This window comes from Streptomyces sp. NBC_00016, assembly GCF_045040885.1.
GTDB lineage: Bacteria > Actinomycetota > Actinomycetes > Streptomycetales > Streptomycetaceae > Streptomyces > Streptomyces coriariae.
This window is the reverse complement of record NZ_CP108304.1, coordinates 4560290-4576082: the sequence shown is the minus strand read 5'-3', so window position 1 is coordinate 4576082 and position 15793 is coordinate 4560290. Positions and strand designations below refer to the sequence as shown.

8 protein-coding genes are annotated in these 15793 nt (G+C 69.1%); 4 read left to right on the top strand and 4 right to left on the bottom strand.

Annotated elements, in window-relative coordinates:
- Nucleotides 1–11: 11 nt before the first annotated feature.
- The gene (locus OG933_RS20235; RefSeq protein WP_405628202.1) at nucleotides 12–3425 is read right to left on the bottom strand and encodes an FG-GAP-like repeat-containing protein; all 3414 of its coding nucleotides are present in this window, start codon (nucleotides 3423–3425) and stop codon (nucleotides 12–14) included.
- A gap of 525 nt (nucleotides 3426–3950) precedes the next feature.
- Here OG933_RS20235 and OG933_RS20230 point away from each other — a divergent pair.
- The gene (locus OG933_RS20230) at nucleotides 3951–12035 is read left to right on the top strand and encodes an RHS repeat-associated core domain-containing protein (RefSeq protein ID WP_405628200.1); all 8085 of its coding nucleotides are present in this window, start codon (nucleotides 3951–3953) and stop codon (nucleotides 12033–12035) included.
- Between the two features lie 107 nt (nucleotides 12036–12142).
- Nucleotides 12143–12541, top strand: a complete 399-nt coding sequence (locus OG933_RS20225; RefSeq protein ID WP_405628198.1) for a hypothetical protein — start codon at nucleotides 12143–12145, stop codon at nucleotides 12539–12541.
- Nucleotides 12542–12559: 18 nt separating this feature from the next.
- Here the strand turns inward: OG933_RS20225 and OG933_RS20220 are convergent, their stop codons facing one another.
- Together OG933_RS20220 and OG933_RS20215 are read right to left on the bottom strand one after the other, a co-directional pair.
- Nucleotides 12560–12775: a DUF397 domain-containing protein gene (locus OG933_RS20220; RefSeq protein ID WP_405628196.1), complete on the bottom strand. Its 216-nt coding sequence runs from the start codon at nucleotides 12773–12775 to the stop codon at nucleotides 12560–12562.
- Complete coding sequence (locus OG933_RS20215) at nucleotides 12772–13623, bottom strand: helix-turn-helix domain-containing protein (RefSeq protein WP_405628194.1); 852 nt, start codon at nucleotides 13621–13623, stop codon at nucleotides 12772–12774. The genes OG933_RS20220 and OG933_RS20215 overlap by 4 nt, the downstream gene beginning before the upstream one ends.
- 198 nt (nucleotides 13624–13821) lie before the next feature.
- Between OG933_RS20215 and OG933_RS20210 the strand changes: the two genes are divergently transcribed.
- The gene (locus tag OG933_RS20210; protein ID WP_405628191.1) at nucleotides 13822–14223 is read left to right on the top strand and encodes an ATP-binding protein; all 402 of its coding nucleotides are present in this window, start codon (nucleotides 13822–13824) and stop codon (nucleotides 14221–14223) included.
- Nucleotides 14224–14264: 41 nt separating this feature from the next.
- Here OG933_RS20210 and OG933_RS20205 read toward each other — a convergent pair whose 3' ends face one another.
- Nucleotides 14265–15236 carry a D-2-hydroxyacid dehydrogenase family protein gene (locus tag OG933_RS20205; protein ID WP_405628188.1) on the bottom strand — a complete coding sequence of 324 codons (972 nt, stop codon included), beginning with the start codon at nucleotides 15234–15236 and terminating at the stop codon, nucleotides 14265–14267.
- A 65-nt stretch (nucleotides 15237–15301) separates the two neighbouring features.
- Between OG933_RS20205 and OG933_RS20200 the strand changes: the two genes are divergently transcribed.
- Nucleotides 15302–15724 (top strand): DUF3052 domain-containing protein, encoded by a 423-nt coding sequence (locus OG933_RS20200; protein ID WP_405628185.1) that lies wholly within the window; start codon nucleotides 15302–15304, stop codon nucleotides 15722–15724.
- Nucleotides 15725–15793: the final 69 nt, after the last annotated feature.

Genomic DNA, 15793 nt, shown 5'->3' with positions numbered 1-15793 from the left:
GTCCGTCCGGGTCAGCCGAGCTGCTTGGTCGTGCTGTATCCGCTCGTTCGCAGGGTGGTCGCGGTACCGAGGGCGGTGGCCCCGCCCTTGTAGAGCAGGAGCGCTCCGGCGCTGTTGGTGGCCACGATGTCGGGAATGCCGTCGCCGGTGGTGTCCGGGCTGCCGTGGAGCAGGGGGAAGGCGGCGCGGGTCATCGTGCCGGAGACGTAGGCGTTGTCGCCGTCCAGGCTCGCGGCGGCGGTGCCCAGGCTGGTGAGGACCGTGCCACCGCCGCTGTCGAGGACGCCCTTGCGCAACCAGACGTTGCCGGCCGCGCTGCGGTACGTCAGGTCGGCGGCGCCGTCCCCGTTGTAGTCGGCGATGGCCACGAAGTCCCGTTCGGCGTCGGCCCAGGCGGAGCTGGTGAGCTTGACGGCGGTGGAGAAGGTCCCGCCGCTCCAGCCGGTGAAGACCCAGAGTTCGGCGCCACCCGCGCCGCCGGCCACGAACAGCTCGGGCTGGCCGTCGCCGGTGATGTCACCCGCCGATTTGATCTCGGAGAAGGTGGACGGGGCGGGGGCGTTCGATGGCAGCCGCAGCTCGATGCGCTTGCTCACGTCGACGGCGCCGTAGCCGTCGCCGGGGTAGAGGAACAGCCGGTCCTCGGCGGTGCGCACGATCCAGTCGGTGACGCCGTCGCCCGGGGCAAAGTCGCCGTTGTGGGTGATCAGGGCGAACTTGCTCGTGCCGTCCCAGAGGTGCGGGGCGGTGTCGCCGTCGGCCAGCAGGGTCCCCTTCTCATGGATGCCGAGAGCGCTGGCGAAGTAGGTGCCGTTCTGGGACACCGAGTCGATCCAGAGATTTCCGGCGGCGGTGATGTGGCCGAAGTCGGCCGTGCCGTCGCCGTTCAGGTCGCCAGCACCGTCCGCGACCGAGCGCGGCGTGACGTAGAAGAAGTACTTGCGGGCGTTCGGGGACGGGTTGCCGGCCGCGTCGAACGACTTGACGTACAGGGTGTTGGGACCGGCGGCCGGTGGCTTGACGCCGGTGACCGTGGCCGACTTGACGGGCGTGGTGCAGGAAGCCGTGAGACCACCCGTGGTGCCCTGCTTGCCGTTCGCGCAGACGTAACCGGCGTAGCTGGTGGAGTTGATGGAGTAGACGAACTTCACGATGTCGGTCTCGGCGGGGTCGCCGACCGCGAAGGTGAAGCTGCCGCCGTTGCCGCCGAAGGGCTCGACGGACCAGGCCTCGGGGTTGCCGTCCTCGTCCTCGTCACCGGGGAAGTCCGTCGAGACGACCGGTGCGGGGGAGTCGGGCAGGGCGGCGTCGTAGACGAAGCGGCAGTAGAGGGTGCCGCTGGTCGGCGCCCAGGCGCTGCTGCTCTCGGCGTCCCAGGCGCGTACCCGCCATTGGTACGTGACGCCGTTGACGAGCCCGGTGAGGGGGGCCGAGATGGCGGAACCGCTGGTCGTCGGCCGGTGGAAGACCGTCTTGGCGCCGGTGTCGGTCCGCGTGAGCTCGAACTCCAGCTCCTTCATCACGCCGTCAGGGTCGGTGGCCTTGGCGCCGATGGAGATGTTGGCCGACTTACCGATCTTGATGTACGGGGCGGCGCTGGTGTCGCAGGAGCCGGGGCTCACGGTGAGGGCCGTCGGAGTGTTCGGCTTGCGGTTGTAGGTGATGGACACCGAGGGAGAGCCGCTGCCCTCCGCCTGGAACTTCTTCCAGGAGTACGTGTCCGTCTCGAGGCTGCTGGAGGAGCCCGTCGGCGCGGAGGCCGAGGTGGAGGCGACCAGGCCCACGTTGAAGTCGGTCCAGCCGTTGTCGGCGACCTCCTGGGCCAGCGAGGTGACGGTGAAGTTGACGTAGGCGTTGGGACAGGCGCTGTTGGACTTCCAGCCATAGGCGAAGGACTTGGAAGTGATCTTCCTCTTCCAGGCGGGCTGGTTGTTCCAGGTGGTTTTGGTGCCGAAGGGGTCGGTGCGCCATACCTGCACGGTGCGCTTGCTGCAGGACCAGGAGTGGGTTTCGAGGACCTTCAGGGTGGCGCTGGAGACCGCCGCACCCTTGATCGAACTCTTGATCTTCATCTTGAAGAAGGACCGGGCGGTGCCCCAGGTCTCCTTCTCGAAGCCGACCCGGGCTTCCTTGGTGTCCTCGTTGTAGTTGGCGCCGTCATAGAAGCTGGAGCCCGGGTACCGCTTGTAGACGGTGGTCCAGTTGGCGCGGACGCCGGTTGTTGAGGGGTCGACGAAGAGCGGGTAGGTCAGGTTCTCGGTGGTGGTGAGGTAGCTCTTCGGCGGGGTGACGGTCAGGACGCCGCTGCCGTTGTCGAATTCGGCGGCCGCAGTGGCGGCGTGGGCGCCTTCGCCGGGGCCGTTCACGGCGGGCAGGGCGAGGGTGGCGTTCGCGGCGGAGGTCTGCGGGTAGGCGGCGGGATCGGCCGCGACCGTCCCCTCCACAATCTCGGGGTCCTCGTTGGCGCCGGTCGCGGACTCCGGGTCGGCGGAGTCGGGGTCCGTCTCGTGAGTGCCCGCGGAGTCCCACAGGAACGGGGTGGGGGAGACGGCTATCTCGTTGCCGCCGCCATCCTTGGCCATGAGTACGTCGGTGGACGGGTCGAGGGCGAAGGTGACGTCGGTCGACGTCACGCGGTAGCGCGGCGGGGCGGCGATCAGCTGCGCGGCGGCCTCGGGGGTGTGCACCACGAGGACGTGGGTGAAGCCGGTGTCGCGCGCGGACAGCATCAGGTCCACGCCGGGCAGGACGCCCTCGTACAGTGCGCGGTTGTCCTCGACGACCGGCTCGGGCAGCGTGCCGGGCCAGTCGAAGTCGATCTCGTGGCCCTCGGCGGTCATCGTCAGCAGCCGGGTCCACGAGGTGTCGGCCGCGTCGTCGATCCGCTCGGCGGTGTCGCCGGTGCCGGTTCCCGCGCCGGTGCGGAAGACGGCCGTCCGGACGGTGGAGCCGGAGGTGCGCGCCGCCGCCGTGCGGGCCGGGGCGCGGTCCGGATCCCCGGCCGCGAAGGTCACGGGATACGGACTGTTGACGGTGCGCCAGCCCTTGCCGCCGCCGTCCCGCTCCAGCGTGGTGTCCACCGGCGCCCACGCGCCTTCGGCGTTCTTGGCGCGCACGGGCGCGATTGACGCCGTGTAGGTGAACGAGCCGTCGGGGTCGGCGTACGTGGTGGAGAACTCGTCGGTCAGCGCGGCGACTTCGACCTGCTTGCCGCTCTTGCGGGCGCGGCGCTGGGCCTCGTCCTCGTCGATCGGCCGCGCGGCGCGCTCGGTCCTGGCGTCGGAGGGGCCGGCGGAGTCGTCCCGCAGGGTCAGCACGGCGGCGCCGCCGGCCAGCACGGCCAGCGCGACGGCGGCGGCGACGGCGCGCCGAACGCGGCTTCTACCGGGCGGACTTGGTTCCGTGGCGGTGTCGAGGTCGCTCAAGGGCCCTTCTCCAACAGGCTGGGCCGCGAGGTGTCTGACCGCCGCGGCATGGCTCTTCCAGGGGTGCCCTCGGGCCTGGTGACAAGCCGTGACGAGCTTGCGACGCGTCGGATTGGGCGGTTGGAGTATGAACAGCTACTCCGGGTGAGATCAACACCCTTCGGACGGCCGCGACTCGGCGACGTCGACGTAAAGAGCTCTGGGGAGTTTCTTTGCTGATCTTTGTCTGATTTTGATCAGTGACATAGCTAACACGCATTCAGCACATCTTGACGTGGATCTTCACAACGCCTTTATGTTCGTGCTCGGTTTGTAATTTGCTGATCACCATGTGCCATCGGTCCGCGTGTTTCTGATGGTTTATGACTCGGAAAGGGTCAATTGACCGTGCGTGCGGTGCTGTCGTGGTGCGGAAGGGGTTCGCTGGCGAGATCGCCGCGTGAGCGCCTGGTCCGTCGTAGAGCCAGGGTCGGTGTCATAGCCGGACTGGTCCTTGCCCTCAATGTGACCCTTCTGCCGGGTGCCATGGCCTTCGGCCCCGACGACACCCGTACACCGGTCGAGCTCGCCGAGCTCCAGGAGACGGACCCGGTCCCGGTCGACGAGGAGCGGACCGACGCGCTCGAGGAACTGGCCGGCCAGGCCGAGACGGAGCCGGCGAGTCCGTACGAGCCGGCGGCCGTCGCCGAGGTCCCCGAGGCTTCCGGCAGCAAGGCCGTCGACGTCATGGCCGCCGGAACCACCACCGAGGTCGCCAAGTCGGCCGACGGCGTCATGACCATCGGTGTGGGCGCGCCCGAGGGCGCCTCCGACGCCCAGGTGGACGCCCTCGAAGGACAGTGGAGCGTCGCCGCCGCGTCCGAGGACACGGCCGTGGCCAACGGCGCGCAGGGCTTCATGCTCGCCGTGGACGCGCCCGACACCGCCACCGGCGACGCGGTCGTCTCGATCGACGCCACCAAGCTCGCCGAGACCTACAGCGCCCAGTGGCTCGACCGGCTGTCCTTCACCCTGATGCCGTCCTGCTACGCCGAGACGCCCGACGTCGAGGAGTGCTCCACCGGCGTCCCGGTGAGCACCGACGTCGAGCGCACCGGCCGGACTGTCGACATGGCGGTGGACGCGGGCGACTCCTCGGGCTCCGAGGCGGACTCGGGCGAGGACGGCGCGTCCGACGAAGTGGTCGGCTCGACCGACGACCACAAGCCGGTGCCGGAAACCCTCGTCAACATCACCTTGGACACGGCCCAGTTGCAGGCCCTCTCCGGCACCACGTCCGCGGCGACCGCGGACACCGCCGCCGACCGGGGCGACGACTCGACGGTCAGCTCCGCCGTCTGGCACGCCGGCCGTCCCGCGGACGCCGTACGCCAGATCGCCGACGCCTCAGGCGGCGGCCTCCTCGTGGGCAGCTCCTACGGCGCCGGCTCCGGCGGCGACTTCGGCGCCAGCCCGATCGTCTCCGCGGGCTCCTGGACCGCCGGCGGCTCCTCGGGCGCGTTCACCTACGCGTACACGATGGCCGCACCGCAGGTCCCGGCCGGCCCGTCGCCCAACGTCACCCTCAGCTACAACTCGCAGACCTCGGACGGACGGACGTCCTCCACCAACAACCAGGTCTCCTGGGTCGGCGAGGGCTGGGACTACAACCCCGGCTCCATCACCCGCACCTTCGTGGGCTGCGCCGCCGACACCGCGAACGCCAACAACAAGGGCCACTTCACCGGCGACCAGTGCTGGGGCTCGTACAACGCCGTGCTGTCCCTGAACGGGACCACCACCGAGCTGGTGCGCGACGACACCACCAAGCAGTGGAAGAGCGCCCGCGGCGACAACATGCGCATCGAGCTGCTCGACGCCGCCGACTACAAGCGGATCACCGGCATCGACGGCTCCGGCAACGGTGACGACAACGGCGAGTTCTGGCGCGTCACCACCGACGACGGCACCCAGTACTACTTCGGTCTCAACCGTCTGCCGGGCTGGACCTCCGGCAAGCCGGAGACCAAGTCCGTGCTGTCGGTGCCCGTCGCCGGCAACCACGACACCGACCCCTGCTACAAGCCCGCGTTCAAGGACTCCTTCTGCGACCAGGGCTGGCGCTTCCAGCTCGACTACGTCGTGGACACCACCGGCAGCGCGATGACGCTGTGGTGGGAGAAGGAGAAGAACACCTACGCGCAGAACATGAAGGAGAAGCCGCCGGTCGCCTACGACCGCGGCGGCTACCTGAGCCACATCGACTACGGCCAGCGAGCCGGCTCCCTGTTCAGCGAGGAACCGCTCGGCCGGATGCGTTTCCACGCCACCGAGCGCTGCTTCGACGACAACGCCTTCAAGGTGTCCTGCTCGGAGAGCAACTTCGACTCCAAGCAGTCCGACCGCACCCGGCCCTGGTTCGACACGCCGGCCGACCTCTCCTGCGAGGCCGGCAAGAAGTGCCAGACGTACGCCCCGACCTTCTGGTCGCGCAAGCGCCTGGTCTCGGTCGACTCCTGCGCCCAGCGTGAGCAGGGCGTCCGGCTGACGGAGTACTCCTCCGACGCCGACGGCAACGAGACCGGCCAGCGCAACGCCTGCGGCCTGGCGGGCGACTCGGCCACCGCGACCCTGCTGTCCAAGGTCGACACCTGGGGCCTGAAGCAGTCCTTCCCGTGGAACCTGACGGGCGAGTACACCGCGTTGTGGCTGGAGTCCATCGGCCGGGTCGGGTACGCGGTCGACGGTTCCTCCGCCGCTCTCAACCCGGTCTCCTTCGGTCACAACGAGCACGCGCTGCCCAACCGCGTGAAGAACAGCGCGTCCGACCCGGACGAGGTGTTCGCCCGGCTGCGCATCGAGGAGGTCGTCTCCGAGTACGGCGGCCGCACCCACGTCGACTACAAGGCGCCCGAGGACAAGTGCGCCACCGGCGCCACCCGCGCGGCCGTCGACAAGAACGACCAGCTCTGCTACCCGGCCTACTGGCACGCGGACGGTGAGCTGGAGGACAAGCGCATCTCCTGGTTCCACAAGTACGTCGTCGACAAGATCACCGAGTTTCCGCGCCTGTCGGACGCCAAGGAGATCGTGACGCAGTACGCGTACGAGACCTACCCCGACGCCGTGGACGGCGCACTGTGGGCCAAGAACCAGGGGGAGTTCTCCCGCCCCAAGAAGCGCACCTGGGACGACTGGCGCGGCTACCCCGTCGTCACCACCATCACCGGCGTGACGGACGCCGGCGAGGGCACCGCTGCCTCCAAGTCGGTGACCCGCTACTTCCGCGGCATGGCCGACGACGTCCTCGCCGACAGCACCCCGGAGAAGTCGTCCGACGACGTCAAGCGCTCCTCCACCATGACGGACATCAACGGCGCGGTGCTCAAGGAGGACCGCAAGGCGTACGCCGGCATGGTCGCCGAGTCGCTGACCTACCCCGACACGAGCGCGGACACCAGGACCGGCTGGACCGCCCGTACCGTCAACATCCCGGACACCCCGGTCCGGCTGGCCACCCGCAACCGCACCGACGGCCCGGACGTCGTGTCCGAGCGCGTCACGCTCGGCGAGACCAGGACCATCAGCAAGGCCTCGGTCAAGGGCCCGGACGGCTCCTACCTGCGCACGGTGACCACCCAGACCGACTACGACCCCCTCTACGGACTGCCCTCCAAGGTCCGCGAGTTCGGCGACGTGGCCGTCATCGGTGACGAGTCGTGCACCGCGACCTCGTACACGCAGAACACGGACGGCGACAACTACCTCGTCGGCCTGGTCGCCCAGACCGTCACCACCGCCGGCACGACCGCCTGCACCGCCGATCTCTCCAGCGCCACAGCATCGACGCTGGTCAGCGCCTCGCGCATGTACTACGACGGCGCCGCCTCACACACCGCCGCGCCCACCAAGGGTCTGGTGACCAGGACCGTCGCGCCGACCGGTGCGGGCACGGGCTGGGAGGCGACCAACCCCGAGTCGCGGATGGCGTACGACGCGTTCGGCCGCGTCGTCGAGGCCACCGACGCGACCGGTGTCGTCAACAGGACCAAGTACACGCCGGACAGCGGCCAGGTCTACCGGATCGACACGGTCAACGGCAGCAAGGTCGTCGACGGTGTGGAGACCGGCTTCACCGACATCACGACCCTCGAGCCCGGCCGCGGCGTCACCATCAGGTCGACCGACGCCAACAACCGCGTCGAGTCGTACGAGTACGACCCGCTCGGCCGCGCGGTCGCTGCCTGGGACGCCACCCAGCCGGCGACCGACGACCCGACGGTCAGGTACACCTACAACACCGACTCGGACAAGCCGGTGTCCGTGGTCACCGAGTCGCTCTCGGACAACCCGAGCCCGGCTGCCGGCGACGCCAAGTACCAGCCGAGCACCACGATCTACGACGGCCTGGGCCGCGAGCGCCAGACCCAGACACCCGCGGTGGACGGCGGCCGCCTGGTCACCGACACCCTGCACAACAGCTCCGGCCAGGTGCGCTACACCCGCAACGCGTACTACATGGAGGGCGACCCGGACACCAAGCTGGTCGTCCCCGACTCCGAGGGACTGGTCCCCAACGCCACCTCGTACACGTACGACGGCCTGGGCCGCGTCCTGACGGTCACCCCGGTGCACAGCTCCTACCCGCAGACGGGCGAGAAGTTCACCAACGCCGGCAAGGACGTGCAGACCACGGACCGCCGCACCCGCTACGAGTACGGCCTCGACTACACGGTCGTCCGCCAGCCACAGGGCACGCCCGCCTCCCGGGTGTGGACGGACACGCTGGGCCGCACCACCCGCCAGGACACGTTCAGCGACACCGCGCTGACCGAGGCCGGCGCGGTCACCACGACCTACGAGTACGACCTCCGTGGCGACATGGTGACCAGCACCGACGACGTCGGCAACACCCGCACCTGGAAGTACGACGCACTGGGCCGGGTCACCGACACCACCGACCCGGACGCGGGCGCCGCCCACACGGACTACGACGCGTACGGCCGGGTGGACAAGGCGACCGACGCCCGGGGCCAGACGGTCTCGTACACCTACGAGCGCCTGAACCGCGTCGAGCAGGTCAAGGTCACGCCCAAGGGCTCGACCACCGCCACCCCCGTGCAGTCGTACGCCTACGACGCCGCACCCGGTGGCAAGGGCCAGCTCTCCTCGGCCACCCGTCTCAACGACGGCAAGGCGTACACCACCACCGTCGGCGGCTACACGGCCGACTACCAGCCGACGGCGATGACCACGGCGCTGCCCCCGGGCTCCACGGCGGGTCTGACCGCCGAAGGCTTCGCCACCCAGTACACGTACTCGTACGCGTACAACAGCGACGGCCAGCTGGAGAAGTACACCGCCCCGGCGGCCGGCGGCCTCGACGCCGAAGCCGTGATCACCCGGTACAACAAGGCCGGTCTGCCGACCTCGGTCTCCGGCAAGGACTGGTACGCCTCCGAGACGTCGTACTCGCCGTACGGGCAGGTACTGCGCGCGACTGTGGGCGAGGTGGGCCGCCGGCTCTGGCAGGAGAACACGTTCAACGAGTCCACGGGCGAACTTCAGAGCAGCAGGCTCGTCCGGGAGACCCCGACCCCCGACACGACCGTCGTGCCAGGCAGTGAGATCAGCAAGCGCTCCTACTCCTACGACGCCTCGGGCAACGTCCTGTCCGTCGCCGACCGCATGGGCGCGACGACCGACCAGCAGTGCTTCAAGTACGACGCCCTGGGCCAGCTGAAGGAGGCGTGGACGACGCCGGGCGGCGCCTGCACCGCAACCGGCAAGACCACCGCCGAGCCGCTCTACTCCGACGGCACGGTCAACGTCTCCGCCGACAACTCGGGCTACTGGCAGTCCTACGAGTACGACGTCCTCGGCAACCGCACCAGGAAGACGGCGTACCAGGCCACCCCGACCATCACGGCCGGGGTGCGCGACACCAAGGGCGACGTCGTCACCGACTACGCCTACGGCACCAGCGACACGGCGAAGAACGACCAGCCGCACACCCTCACCTCATACACCACGACATCGACGACAACGGCCGGGGCGACGGTCAAGACGCGCTCGGACCAGACGTACGACAGCGCGGGCGACCTGGAGAAGCGCAGCACGGGCGGCGACACCGCCCAGGCCCTGACCTGGACCTGGGACGGCAAGGTCGAGTCCGTGACGGGCTTCGGCGCGGACGGCTCGGGCGCCTTCGTGGGCACGGGCGACATGTGCCTGGACCTCGCGGGCGGCGTCCCGAACGCGGGCACCGCCATCCAGATCTACGTGTGCAACGGCAGCAAGGCGCAGAACTTCCGCCTCCAGGCCGCCGACGCCGACAAGAACGGCACGGTCGAGGACGCCACGATCGGCTCGTTCATGGTCGGCGGGAAATGCGCCCAGCCGACCAGCCTCGCGGCCGCCTCGCCGGTCCTCGTCCAGCCCTGCGACACCACCGTGGCGGCGCAGCGCTGGCAGACCCTGAGCACCGGCCAGATCAAGAACCTCTCGGCGAACCTGTGCCTGTCCGCCCCGGCGTCGACGGTGGGCACCGACCTGACCCTGGCGGCGTGCAACTCGACCGTCGCGACCCAGCTGTGGAAGCCGGCCTCGAAGACGACGTACGTCTACGACGCCATGGGCAACCGCCTGCTGGAGCGCACCAGCGCGGGCGCGGTACTGAACCTGCCCGACACCAAGGTCTCGCTGACCACGGCCGGCAAGGTCCGCTTCACCGAGCGCACCTACGCCGGCATCGGCGGCCCCGCGGTGACCCGCTACCGCGAGAGCACCAACAACGCGGCGGGCGTCAGCGAGTACTTGTTCGCCCAGGCGACCGACCTCAACGGCACTCCGGTGGCGGAGGTCCGCCTCGACTCCGGGATGATCGTGCGCGTCACGAAGAGGGACCCGTGGGGCGAGGACCGCGCCGTGAACATCGCGCCGCGCACGCACACCGGGTTCCACACAGGTGACGAGGACAACGAGACCGGCCTGACGCACATGGGCGCCCGGGAGTACGACCCGGGGACGGGCCGCTTCATCGCGGCCGACCCGGTCCTGGACGAGAGCGACCCGCTCCAGGCCAACGGCTACTCGTACGCCAACAACAACCCGGTGACGCACGCCGACCCGTCCGGTCTCACCTCCTCGGCCTCCAGCTTCGACGCGTCGATCGCGGCGCTCGACGCGAAGATCGCCGAGTACCAGAAGACGCTGAACCGCTCGATCGGCGATGTGATCCTGGCGACCGGCTGGGCCGTGTTCAAGGAGTTCATCGGCTGGAACGACGTGGTCGGCTGCTTCACCCAGGGCGACCTGTGGGCCTGCGGCAGCCTCCTGATGGACGCCATCCCGTGGACCAGCGTCTTCTCCAAGGGCAAGAAGATGTGGCGTGCCTTCAAGGGCACGATGAGCGCGGTCAAGGCCTTCCGCGCGGCGAAGCGCGCGGCCGAGATCGGCATGAAGGCGGCCAAGGCCGCGAAGGTCGCGCTGATCAAGGCGAAGAAGGCCGCGGAGGCGGCCGCGGCCGAGGCCAAACGCAAGGCGAGAGAAGCGGCGAAGCGAGCCGCCGAGGCGGTCAAGAAGAAGTCGCACACGGGCTCCAAGGGTGCCAGGGGCAACTCGGCGCAGGTGAAGGCCGGCCGAGGCGCCCAGTCCAAGGGCTCCTCGGGCGGCGGCAAAGCGGAGAACAAGTCGGGCGGCTCACGCAGCAAGTCGGGCAAGGAGGACTCGGGGGGCCCGTCCGACGGGGACGGAGGCAGTGCCGACGCCTGCACGGTCAACAGCTTCACGCCCGAGACCCGTGTCCTGATGGCCGACGGCTCCACCAAGGCGATCAAGGACGTCAAGGCCGGCGACAAGGTGATGGCCAGCGACCCAGAAACGGGCGAGACCCAGATGGAGGAGGTCACCGCCGAGATCAATGGCCAGGGCCTCAAGCACCTGGTCAAGGTCGCCATCGACATCGACGGCAAGAAGGGATCGAAGACCGCCGAGGTCACCGCGACCGACGGCCACCCCTTCTGGGTCCCAGAGCTGCGCGCCTGGATTCAGGCGACCGACCTCCAGGCGGGCGAGTGGCTCCAGACGGGTGCTGGCACCCGTGTCCAGATCACCGCGATCAAGCGGTGGACGGCGACGGACGCCACCGTCCACAACCTCACTGTCAGCCGTCTGCACACGTACTACGTGCTGGCGGGTACCACCTCTCTCCTTGTCCACAACTGCAAGACCGACGGGGAGCTTCAGGCGGATGCGGACGCCATCCACGAAACCTGGCGGGCCAGGTACGGCGACCGTGCCTACAACGGAACGACGGTGACCACGGCCGAACTCGACGGTGAGCTGGTCTACGCCGTGAACCGAGGCAAGATCCAGCCGGATGCGGCCGCGCTGGCGGAGTCCCTTGGCTACCGGAGGGTCTACGGCAAGCGGTTCACTGGCCCCAAGCAGACGGACGCCGAACAGATCCTGCTCAACGCAGTCGACATGGGCGAAGTGGGTTCGACAGGTCGTATGGCCACGTCCCGCGTGCCGTGCGGTGAGCGACGACAGAACTGTGGTGGAAGAATCGGCGGTGCCGTGTACCAGGCGATCCGAGTCGTGGGTAAGTGGGGGGCCGGTGTCGGTTAGCGAGCGGGAGGTTCGTCGTGTACCTGTGGGATCGTGAAATGCGCTCACTGCGCGAGGTGTTGCAGAACATTCGGCCCACTGGCCGACTGGCCACGGCTCTCAAGGTGATGGACTGGACCCTCGACATCATGGGCCCGATCGAGACGGTCGAGATCCGGGACTATCTTGCCGAGGGGCTGAGACTGGGGCACGAGGACCTCCGCGCGGGCCGCGAGAAGATCATGCTCCCGGAGGACGTGCTCGACCAGTACGAGGAACTCGACGAAATCGCGGAGGAGTACGGCACCTCGCAGATGCTCTCGGCGCTTCTCGCCTGCAGCGATGCACCTGAAGGGCTGAGCGGAGAAGTTCTGTACGGCGTTCTGGGCTTCTGCTACGAGGCAGTGCTCGACCGTGAGGACATTCCGGTCTACAGCCTTGGGGCGGAGTTGGAGAATGCCCGATGCCGTGAGGTCATCGAGTTCCAGAAGCAGGCTGTCTCCGAGGCCCTCGGAAACTCCGGCTGATTGCTCTCGAGCTCCCGCTCACATGGGGTCGGCGATGGTGTTGGTGCGTATGACTGCCAGGAGGTGGGCGAGGGCTGCCGGGGTCGTGGTCAGGACCCTGGCAGGGCTGTCGCTTTCGCGGAGGCGGAGGGTGTCGGCGGCGGTGGAGGTGAGTTCGAGGCAGTTGTTGCCGTCGGACCCTCCGGAGAAGGATGACTTCTGCCAGTTGCCGGGAGTGGTCACAGCGCGCCTCACAGCTCCTTCGTCAGCCTGCTCATGAAGTCGCGCGACGATGCGGGATCCAGCGACTCCGCCTTCAGCTTACGGAAGAGCGTTCGAAGGGCTCCGAGCTGGGCTTCGGAGTCGACGAGGGCCGTGCCTTCCGGCCCGTCACGCTGCGCCGAGTCCAGCTTGGGCACCGCACCGCCCGCCAACATCATGGTGTTCCAAGCTCCTGCGAAGCCGTCGCGGTCGAAGGGGATCACCCGCACGGTGACGTGGTCCACCTCGGACAGGTCGAGGATGTGGGCGAGTTGGGCACGGGCGGCGGCGCGGTTGCTGACCCTGATGCGTAGTGCCGCTTCATGAATCACCGCCTGGTACGGGACGGGATCCGCCCGCTCGATGATCGCCTTACGGCGCATGCGGTGTGCCACCCGCAATGCCAGGTCGTGGTCGGGTAGTTCGGGCACCCGATATGCGAACACCGCGCGGGCGTAATCCTCGGTTTGCAGAAGGCCGGGTACATGCAGGCATTCCACGTCGGCCCGATACGTGGCGTGGTGCTCCAGCTCGGCCAGGTCCAGAAATGCCGAAGGCAGTCGGCCCCGGTCCTCCTCCCACCAGCCTCGTGTCCGATTGGTCGCCATCGCCACCAAGGCATCGATGAACGCCTCGTCCATGCAGGCGTAGTGCGCGGCCAGGCTGCGCAACCGCTTCTCGCTCACGCCCGATTGGCCGTACTCGATCTGGTTGATCTGGGTGGAGCTCACTCCGAGCAGGGCCGCCGCCTCCCGCGCCTTGAGGCCGGCCGCTTCGCGGAGCCTGCGCAGCTCCATCGCCAAGCGCACCTGACGTGCCGTCGGTTCGCGCCTCAAGCCCATCGGTCACTCCTTTCAACGCGCCTGTGAGCGCGACTCGTTCGGGGTCAGATTACGGGACCGGCTTGCTTAACCTGGAAATCCAGGTCTACCGTCAGTGACGTACCGCACACGCTGCGGAAGTGCACCGCTCCGTTCTGCCACGACGGCTGCGGCAATGCCACCGCGCGTAAATCCCCTCACGCCACTCGGAGTTGACGCATGTTCGATCCCTGGGAGTACTCCCTCTACATCCCCTGCGACCCCCGCGCCGTGACCGTCTGCCGCCGCACCCTGCGTCTGATCCTCACCCTGCACGGTCTGATCCACCTGGTCGACACCGCGGAGCTGCTCGCCTCGGAGCTGGTCTCCAACGCCGTACTGCACACGAAGGGGCCCGCGTGTCTGCGCCTCCGTTTCCGGGACGGGATCCTGCAGATCGGTGCCTGGGACGCGGACCCCGAGCCGCCCGAGCCGCCGGGACGGCTGGAGGAGCCGGCCGGCGCCGAGAACGGCCGCGGGATGGCCCTCGTCCGGGCCTGCTCGGACCTCTGGCACTGGCAGCCGCTGTCCCGGATGGGACGTCGGGGCAAGCTCGTCTGGTGTGAACTGAACGCGGCGTAGCTCGTTTCCGAAGTCATCGGCCACCCGGTCACCCGGTCGACTCAGCCCAGCACCCGCACCGGCGCCCCCGCCAGATACGCCCGGATCCCCTCCACCGCCTGCCCGTAGTACCGCTCGTAGTTCGCCCGGGACACGTATCCCAGGTGCGGAGTGGCCAGCAGGCGGGGAGCCGTTCGCATCGGGTGGTCGGCGGGGAGGGGTTCGACGTCGAAGACGTCCACGCCGGCGCCCGCGAAACGGCCTTCGCGCAGCGCCGTCAGCAACGCGTCCTGGTCGACGATCGCCGCCCGCGAGGTGTTCACCAGGTACGCCGTCGGCTTGAGGAGAGCCAGTTCGGCCGGGCCGAGCAGCCCCCGGGTGCGGTCGCTCAGGGCCAGGTGGATCGATACGAAGTCGCTCTCGGAGAGAAGCTCCTCCTTCGAGGCGGCCGGCCGCACCCCCACCTCCGCCGCCCGCCCCGCCGTCAGGTTCTGGCTCCACGCGCTCACCTCCATGCCGAAGGCGAGGCCCACCCGGGCGACCGGCGCGCCGATCTTCCCCAGGCCCAGCAGCCCGAGCCGCCGCCCGTGCAGGTCCGCGCCCACCGTGGACTGCCACGGCCCGCCCACCCGCAGAGAGGTGCTCTCCTGCACCAGCCCGCGCGCGAGGCCCAGCAGCAACGCCCAGGTCAGCTCCACCGGCGGAGTCGAGGAGCTCTCCGTACCGCACACCGTCACGCCGTTCGCCTTCGCCGCCGCGTAGTCGATCACCGAGTTGCGCATGCCGGAGGCGATCAGCAGGCGCAGCCGGGGGAGACGGTCCAGCAGCGACGCCGGGAAGGGGACGCGCTCCCGCAGGGTGACCACACAGTCGAAGTCGGCGAGCGCCGCGGCGAGTTCGTTCTCGTCGACGAAGTGCTCGGTGAAGGAGACCGCCTCCAGCTCCTCGCCCGACGCAGGCGCTGACGCCGACCAGTCGGCGAGAGTCGTCGCGACGTTCTGGAAGTCGTCGAGTACGGCACAGCGGAAGGGCACGGCTGATCCTCCAGGTGAGGTGATTCCGACCGGGGGCAGGTCCGGTCCGAGGCTACGGTGAGACCGTGAGCGACTCGGCCGCGACCGGCGGCTACTCCGGCACCCCCCTCGCCAAGAAGCTCGGCGTCAAGCCCGGCCACCGGGTGCGGCTGCGAAACGCCCCGGCCGGGTGGGACCTCCCCGGCCTGCCCGACGGCGTCCACGTTGCCCCGGGCGGCCCCCGCGACGCCGACATCACCGTCGCCTTCTACCGCGACCACGCCGACCTCGCCGCCGAGACCCCGGCCCTCGTCCGCGACCTCGCCGACGACGCCATGCTCTGGATCGCCTGGCCCCGCAAGGCGGCCGGACACGTCAGCGACATCACCGAGAACGCCCTGCGCGAGCTCTTCCTGCCCCTCGGTGTCGTGGACGTGAAGGTCGCCGCGCTGGGGGAGGACTGGTCGGGGCTGAAGTTCGTCCGACGCAGGGAAAACCGACGCGGCTGAACCGGCGTAACCGGAGCCGACGTATCCAGAGGCGAGTCATCGAGAACCGCGGTGCTCCATCGAGAACCG

Coding starts and splice junctions, on each gene's coding strand:
- OG933_RS20215 (WP_405628194.1), bottom strand. CDS start 13,623: ATGGGCTTGAGGCGCGAACCGACGGCACGTCAGGTGCGCTTGGCGATG.
- OG933_RS20225 (WP_405628198.1), top strand. CDS start 12,143: ATGGACTGGACCCTCGACATCATGGGCCCGATCGAGACGGTCGAGATC.
- OG933_RS20230 (WP_405628200.1), top strand. CDS start 3,951: ATGGCCTTCGGCCCCGACGACACCCGTACACCGGTCGAGCTCGCCGAG.
- OG933_RS20210 (WP_405628191.1), top strand. CDS start 13,822: ATGTTCGATCCCTGGGAGTACTCCCTCTACATCCCCTGCGACCCCCGC.